Raw genomic sequence first — 2,975 nt, forward strand, 5'->3', positions numbered from 1 at the left:
CACGGAGCAAAGAAACTGATTACTGTGACGTCCATAGCTGTTGAACGCCTTTTGTCTCGAAATGAATTTCGATCACACCGCGCTGGCCTACCGATGATGGCTGATGATCAGGTAATTGTCACACGGTGAATTAAAATATGGCATTAAAGAGGTTCATTGAGTTGGACGCTATAGTGATGGCAAAAATAGACAACAATGTATCTGTCGAAGCAGGTGCGCTTATTTCTTCATCGTGGGTGGAGTTCTTTTCATCGATGTCGTTAAATCAGTAAAAATTAATGAACATTTAATTTAATTTGATTACTTTATTAACTAAAGCGCAAATTGGAGGTCAACATTGTCTTGTCTAGGCCATAAAATTAAATATTTATTGATACCGCCGGGCTTAATGGCTCATCGTCAATCGGCTTACCGGCTATGGTTTAATGTTTATGCTAGAGAGATGAGACGAAACCTGTCCTATGCAGATTGCGACCGAAAAGAAATATCGGATCGTCTTGAGCCGAAATCCTGGATTTTTTTGGCTCATCATCAAAACCGAGCCGTCGGCACATTCCGAGTATCGTTCTGGCATCAACAGAGTTTGGGGACATATTGCGACCTATACTCCCTTAGCCGTTCGGAAAAAAGAGGAATTGCTATTGGCACTCGGCTTATGGTTGACAAGTCCTACCGTAATTCCGGTATCGCACGCAGAATGATCTTAAACGCCGTTTCGATGATCGAGAACATCGGAAACATGCGTCTAATCGTAGATTGTAACCCGCCAGTTAACAAGCTTTTCGTTAACCTTGGCTTCGAACGGTTCCAGTCTCGTGCGATTTCTCCGGAATACGGTGAGGTTGAGCTATTGAACTACATTGCTAGGGGCTTATAAATGGCTGACAAATACACACTTTCATCTTCAAATAATGACGATAGTTTTTTTGTTGAACGCACGAGTCGTACCCGAGTATTTCTTGGTATCAACGCTAAGCAAGCAGATCAGGCCCAGGAAAAATTGCGAAACACGACGGTCGGAGTAGCCGGTGCTGGTGGCATTGGCGGGGCTATGGCAATGCGTTTAGCACGACTTGGTGTTGGAAAAATAAAAATAGCTGATCCCGACACATTCGACATTTCTAATATTAACCGGCAACTAGGTGCGTCGTATAGCAATCTTGGGCGAAATAAGGCATCGGTGGTTGGCGAAATGACTTTTGATATTGGGCGTGACACAGATGTCGAAGTCTACACGGACGGAATCACGAAATCTAATGTTGATGATTTTATATATGGGACAGATATCGTTCTCGATCAACTTGATTTCAGTGTAATAGCCGAAAAAATCGCTCTTCACGAGGCTTTTTATAATAGCAGTTCTTGCAAGGAGATTTTAGCATGCTCTGTTATAGGATGGGGTGCGCACCTTTATCGGTTCACGCGCGAAGGGATGAAACTACGAGAATGGTATGGGCTTAGTGACATATCGAATATCCAGTCTTTGGCTACCGACTGGCGCACTGCGCATCTACTTAAGCTATGGGCACCGCGCTTTCCACACTTTCCATCTTACGACACCGTGATGGCGTGGATTCAGGAAAACGATGCCTTGCCAATCTTTGCTGGAGCGCCGCCACTTGCCGAGGGATTTCTTATCCAGCGCGTAGTACTCTCGCTATGCGGAATCGACTCTCCGCCTCATGCTCACATTCTTCCACCGATCCCAGAAATCTACATCTATGACGCAGCATTATTGTCCGGTGATTTCTACCACTCTGATGGAGAAATCAAAAATTTAAACGTCATTAAGAAACTTTGGAGCTAATTATGGTCCTACAAACCGTTATAACCCCAGAACGATCAGATACTGACCTGATCGACAGCGCTTCGATCACGGCCTTGATGCGAGCACTCTTGTCAAGCAGCGAAGGATTAGAGCGTAATCCAGACTATCTTGCGCCAGCTTTTCTGCACGGCTCCTGGAAGGCCGCTCTGACAGATATAGAAAAAACAATCACTTATTATTCTGAAAAGTTTCCGGGCGGCATGTACTACCATCTGATTCGAACGAAAGCGTTTGATGACATGCTGCTCCGTTACATTGCTAACCACTCTTACAGTCAAGTCGTGATTTTGGGGGCAGGCTACGACAGTCGGGCTATCCGATTCCACAAACAACTCAATATGGCTAATGTAATGGTCTTTGAAGTCGATTTATATGGCATGCAGAAACACAAACAGAATCTAATTAAAAATGCGGGATTAGACGACTCAAGTGTTATCTATGCGCCGTGCAATTTTCAAAAAGATGACCTAATCAAGTCGCTTTTCGAGTCCGGTTTGGAGCTTCATCGGGACGTGCTTGTCCTTTGGGAAGGCGTGACTTACTTTCTCACCCCGACACAAATCGATCAGTCGCTCAGCGATATATCTAAGTTGTCTGAACGCAATGTCGATCTTTTTTTCGATTACGCTTTTAGCGATTATGTCGACGGCACTCGCGAATTCTTCGGTTCTAAAGAACTGAAGAATATCCTCAATGAGATAAATGAGCCTCACCATTTCGGCTTGAACCCCGCCGACATTGAGCCCTTCTTTTCGGCGAGGGGCTACACTACCATTTTTAATGTCACCTCGTTGATGTTGGAGTCGTGGTATCTACGTGATGAATTCGGGCGATCCGTGGGATTGCCACATTCTTTCAACGGGTTTGCTCACGTCCGTACTACCATTGGGCGCTGATTGACGTTAGATCTACATGGATATTGTCATGAACTACCAAGTTGATACCTTAAGACCTTGGGCGCTTAATTATCTTAGGAAGCGGCAAATTCCTTTTGAAGTGATCATACATACCGTTGCTCATTCTACTGAAGCACAATCAATAGCTCGCGGCCATCCGCTTGGACAAGCCGCCAAGACAATGCTTATGAAGGGCTTCAGGCAGTGGGGTGAAGAGGTTAACGTGTTATTCACGATCCCTGGGGATTGTC

At 45.0% G+C, this 2,975-nt stretch carries 4 protein-coding genes; all 4 read left to right on the plus strand.

The features are described 5' to 3' along the window. Positions 1-388: 388 nt before the first annotated feature. The gene (locus AC2VLY_RS02770) at positions 389-877 is read left to right on the plus strand and encodes a GNAT family N-acetyltransferase (RefSeq protein ID WP_486921733.1); all 489 of its coding nucleotides are present in this window, start codon (positions 389-391) and stop codon (positions 875-877) included. Beyond that, positions 878-1,807, plus strand: coding sequence for a ThiF family adenylyltransferase (locus AC2VLY_RS02775; RefSeq protein ID WP_486921730.1), 930 nt, complete (start codon positions 878-880; stop codon positions 1,805-1,807). It abuts the gene before it with no gap. A gap of 2 nt (positions 1,808-1,809) precedes the next feature. Next, a complete protein-coding gene (locus AC2VLY_RS02780) occupies positions 1,810-2,724 on the plus strand; it encodes a class I SAM-dependent methyltransferase (RefSeq protein ID WP_486921731.1) in 915 nt (304 codons plus the stop codon). A 28-nt stretch (positions 2,725-2,752) separates the two neighbouring features. Beyond that, positions 2,753-2,975 (plus strand): hypothetical protein (locus AC2VLY_RS02785; protein WP_486921732.1); only part of this gene is annotated, 223 nt, incomplete at its 3' end.

Source organism: Acidithiobacillus sp. TH-A36, from assembly GCF_057473445.1.

Coding starts and splice junctions, on each gene's coding strand:
- AC2VLY_RS02770 (WP_486921733.1), top strand. CDS start 389: ATGGCTCATCGTCAATCGGCTTACCGGCTATGGTTTAATGTTTATGCT.
- AC2VLY_RS02775 (WP_486921730.1), top strand. CDS start 878: ATGGCTGACAAATACACACTTTCATCTTCAAATAATGACGATAGTTTT.
- AC2VLY_RS02780 (WP_486921731.1), top strand. CDS start 1,810: ATGGTCCTACAAACCGTTATAACCCCAGAACGATCAGATACTGACCTG.